General features: G+C 70.8%; 3 protein-coding genes. 2 read left to right on the forward strand and 1 reads right to left on the reverse strand.

Annotation, left to right across the window (positions count from 1 at the left end):
• Positions 1 to 3109: formate dehydrogenase (gene fdh, locus KBX39_RS24715; RefSeq protein ID WP_312247483.1), on the reverse strand; the 3109-nt coding region annotated here is incomplete at its 3' end.
• A 485-nt stretch (positions 3110 to 3594) separates the two neighbouring features.
• On the opposite strand from fdh, the gene KBX39_RS24725 reads away from it, so the two are divergent.
• Positions 3595 to 3921 (forward strand): hypothetical protein, encoded by a 327-nt coding sequence (locus tag KBX39_RS24725; RefSeq protein WP_043323958.1) that lies wholly within the window; start codon positions 3595 to 3597, stop codon positions 3919 to 3921.
• A partial coding sequence (locus KBX39_RS24730; RefSeq protein WP_210872747.1) for a nucleotidyl transferase AbiEii/AbiGii toxin family protein occupies positions 3918 to 4274 on the forward strand: 357 nt, incomplete at its 3' end. The genes KBX39_RS24725 and KBX39_RS24730, both read left to right, overlap by 4 nt.

Below are 4274 nucleotides of genomic sequence, written 5' to 3' on the forward strand. Positions count from 1 at the left end.
AGGCATGCGGCTCCCCGTCCTGGTGCGCGGCGGGCGACTGCTCGTCGGTGCTGCCGGCGGCGTCGTCCCCGCCGGCCGCGTCGGTGGTCACCAGCGGGATCTTCCGGTCCGGCGTCATCCCGGCCCGCCGCTGGTAGTCGCCGACCAGGTCCAGCAGCGGCGGACCGGTGGGACGACGGCCGGGCCGGATGTCGCAGGTGCCGACCTTGCTCTCCTGGATGAGCACGTTCGGGTCCAGCGTGATGCCGAACAGGTCGTTCGCCGAGTCGCCGGTGACCAGACCCTCGGTGCCGAAGTGGTACGGCAGCCACACCTGGTGGATGATCCGCCCGTCCACCCGCAGCGGAGTGAGCCGGTCGGTGACCAGCACCCGCGCCTCGATCACCGCGCGGCCGCTGATCAGGTGCGCCCAGCCCAGGTGCGCCAGCCCGACCTCGCCGGCCAGTTCCGGGGACACCTCGACGAACATCTCCGGTTGCAGCTCGGCCAGGCGCGGCACGGTACGGCTCATCCCACCGGCGGTGTGGTGCTCGGTGAGGCGGCTGACCGTGAACACGTACGGGAAGACCTGGCTGTGCGGCTCCGGCGGACTCGGGTTCATCCGGTTGATCGGCGGCTTCGTCTTCTCGAAGTCCGGCACGTCGTAGCCGGTCCACTCGCCGGCATCCGGGTCCCACCAGACGTACTTCTTGCGCTCGCTCCACGGCCGGCCCTCGGGGTCGGCGGAGGCGCGGTTGTAGAGCGTGCGGCGGTTCGCCGGCCACGCCCAGCCCCACTCGGCGGCCACCCAGTCCTGCTCGTGGCGGGACCGGCGGCGGGCCGCCTGGTTCACCCCGTCGGCGTAGACCCCGGAGTAGATCCAGCAGCCGATCGCCGTCGAGCCGTCGTCGCGGGCCTCGCCGAACGCGTTCAGCGGGCGGCCGGTCGCCACCTCGTACCCGTTGATCTCCTTGAGCACCGCCTCGGCGCTCGGCTCCGCGTGCGGACCGTGCGTGGGGTAGTCCCAGGCCAGGTCCAGCAGCGCCCGGTCGCGGCGCTCGGTGGAGCCGGCCAGCTTCTCCCGCAGCACGCGGCCGAGGTGGTAGAAGAACCACAGCTCGGAGCGGGCGTCGCCCGGCGGGTCGACGGCCTTCTCCCGCCACTGCAGCAGCCGCTGCGTCTGGGTGAACGTGCCCTCCTTCTCCACGTGCGAGGCCGCCGGCAGGAAGAACACCTCGGTACGGCACTCCTCCGGCACGATCTCACCGGTGGCGACCTCCGGGCCGTTCTTCCAGAACGTGGCGCTCTCGATCATGAACAGGTCGCGGACCACGAGCCAGTCGAGGTTGGCCATGCCGAGGCGCTGGGCACGGCCGTGCGCCGAGCCGACCGCCGGGTTCTGGCCGAGCAGGAAATAGCCCTTCACCTTGCCGTCGATCATGTTCAGGACCTGCTGGTACGTGCCGTGGTCGCCGGTCATCCGGGGCATGTAGCCGTAGCAGAAGTCGTTCTCCGGCGTCGCCGCGTCACCCCAGTACGCCTTGAGCAGGCTCGCCGCGAACGCCCGCGAGTTGCCCCAGAAGCCCTTCTGCCCCGGGTGCCGGATGCTGTCCACCCACCTGTCGAACGTCGGGTGGTCGGCGTGGTGCGGCATCGGCAGGTAGCCGGGCAGCAGGTTGAACAGCGTCGGGATGTCGGTGGAGCCCTGGATGCTGGCGTGACCGCGCAGCGCCAGGATGCCACCGCCCGGACGGCCCATGTTGCCCAGCAGCGTCTGGATGATCGAGCCGGTGCGGATGTACTGCACGCCCACGCTGTGCTGCGTCCAGCCGACCGAGTAGACGAGCGCGCCGGTGCGCTCCCGCCCCGAGTTCTCCGTCCAGGCACGCGCCAGTTCGAGGAATTTCTCCTCCGGGATGCCGCACACCCGGGCCACCATCTCCGGCGTGTAGCGGGCGAAGTGCCGCTTCAGGATCTGGTAGACGCAGCGCGGATGCTGCAACGTCTCGTCCCGCGGGGCCTGCGCCGGCACCGGCTCGCCGTGCGACTCGTGCTCCAACCCGGAAGCCGAGTCACGCTCCTTGCCGGTACCCCTGATCTTGGCGTTGTCCTCCTGGCCCTCGTACTGCCAGCTGGCGTGGTCGTAGGAGCCGGTGTCCGGGTTGTAGCCGGAGAACAGGCCGTCCAGGTCCTCGGTGTCGGCGAACCGCTCGCTGACGATGTTGGCCGCGTTGGTGTACGCCAGCACGTACTCCCGGAAGTCCAGCTCGTTGTCCAGGATGTAGCGCACCACGCCGCCGAGCAGCGCGATGTCCGTGCCCGCCCGGATCGGCAGGTACGTGTCGGCGAGCGCGCTGGTGCGCGTGAACCGCGGGTCGACGTGGAAGACCTTCGCGCCGCGCTTCTTCGCCTCCATCACCCATTGGAAACCCACCGGGTGGGCCTCGGCCATGTTCGAGCCCTGGATGATGATGACGTCAGCGTTGGCGAGATCTTGCTGGAAGTCCGTGGCGCCGCCGCGACCGAAGCTGGTCCCCAGACCGGGGACGGTGGCGGAGTGTCAAATACGGGCCTGGTTCTCGATCTGGAGTGCCCCCATCGCTGTGAACAGCTTCTTGATGAGGTAGTTCTCCTCGTTGTCCAGCGTCGCGCCGCCGAGGCTGGAGATGCCGAGCGTCCGGTTCAGCGGACGACCTTCGTCGTCGACGTCCTCCCAGGTCTCCGCGCGGGCGGCGAGGATCCGGTCGGCGATCATGTCGAGCGCGACGTCGAGGTCCAGGTCTTCCCACTCGGTCGCGTACGGCCGACGGTAGCGGACCTTCGTCTGGCGCAGCGGGCTGGTCACCAGGCTCTTGCTGGCCGAGCCCTTCGGGCAGAGCCGGCCGCGCGAGATCGGGCTGTCCGGGTCGCCCTCGATCTGGGTGACCTTGCCGTCGGAGTGGAAGACGCGCTGCCCGCAGCCGACCGCGCAGTACGGGCAGACCGAGCGGGCCATGCCGTCGGCGGTCTCGGTGCGGGCGGTCAGCGCGGCGGAGCGCGCCGACTGGGCGGCGGCGCCGCGACCGAGCGGATCGGTGCCGGTGAGTTGCCGGTAGACCGGCCACCCCTGGATGAAGGTCTTCAGACCCACCCGGGCACCCCCTCAGCGTCGAGAACGGCTCTCACCTCTTCCTTCTCACCCTAGGCCAGCCGCCGGAGGCGTGCGAGTCGAGCCCACAGACAGAGCCGCCCCGGGATCATTCCGGGGGTGCCGGGGGATGCTGCTGCGGTCGTTCACCAGGTATAACGCCCCCGCCCCGCCACCGATTCCGCCACCCGGGTGTCCCCAACCACCCCGAAACCCGACACCCACCCCACCCGCCACCCCGGCTCACCCTCCCGTGACCCGGAAGCGTCGATCATGAGGTTGACGGCACCTCGTGTCCGGTTTGTCGCCGCCAACCTCATGATCGATCAAGCCTCGAGTGAACGGTCATTGATCAAGGAGTTTGGGTCACCCGTGAGGCCTGAGGCAGACACAAACTCCTTGATCAACGGGCTGGGGTGGGCCCGCCCGACGCGACAAGGGCGGGAAGGGAGGGGGGTGATGGGCCGGGTTGGGGTTACCCTGATGCCATGTCGGCCACCGCGCACGCGTACCTCGCCCGGCCCGGGCGACCCGCCGTGGTGGCGCGCACCCTGGACGAGCTGACCGGCCCCACCACCGGCATCGTCGAACTGCCGGTACGCCTCATGTGGAGCAGCGAGCGCGCGTTCGACCTGGCCGACCCGGACGAACTGCTCTGGATGTACGAGAACGTGCTGCGCGAGACGACCCGGGTGGAGGATCTGCGCGAGCTGATCCACGGGGGCACGTTGCGCCGGTTGTGGCCGCTGTTGAACCTGCCCCGGGGCGTACGCCTGGCCTGGGAGGGCCGGCACCGGAGCCTGCGCCCGGCGTGACCCATCCGCACGACTTCTACCGGGAGGTGGCCCGGGTGGCGCTGGCCGCCGCCGGCCCGCACCGGTTCGTGCTCGGCGGCGGTGTCGCCTGGGCCGCGCACGGCCTGGTCACCCGCCCCACCGAGGACGTCGACCTGTTCGCCGACGTGGAGGGCGCCGCCGCGGCCGCGGCCGACGGGGTACGCGCGGCGCTGGAACGGGCCGGCTACCGGGTGGCCGAGGCGGATCCGGGCGGGCTGGGCGAGGTGTTCGACGGCTTCGACCGGGACCTGCGGGACTTCGTGGTGAGCCGGGACGGCCGGCAGATCCGCCTCAGCCTGGCCCGCCTGGACCGGCACCGCAGCCCGGTGGTG

This window comes from Micromonospora sp. D75 (genome assembly GCF_018070405.1).
GTDB classification, from domain to species: Bacteria; Actinomycetota; Actinomycetes; order Mycobacteriales; family Micromonosporaceae; genus Micromonospora; species Micromonospora chalcea.

Coding starts and splice junctions, on each gene's coding strand:
- KBX39_RS24725 (WP_043323958.1), top strand. CDS start 3,595: ATGTCGGCCACCGCGCACGCGTACCTCGCCCGGCCCGGGCGACCCGCC.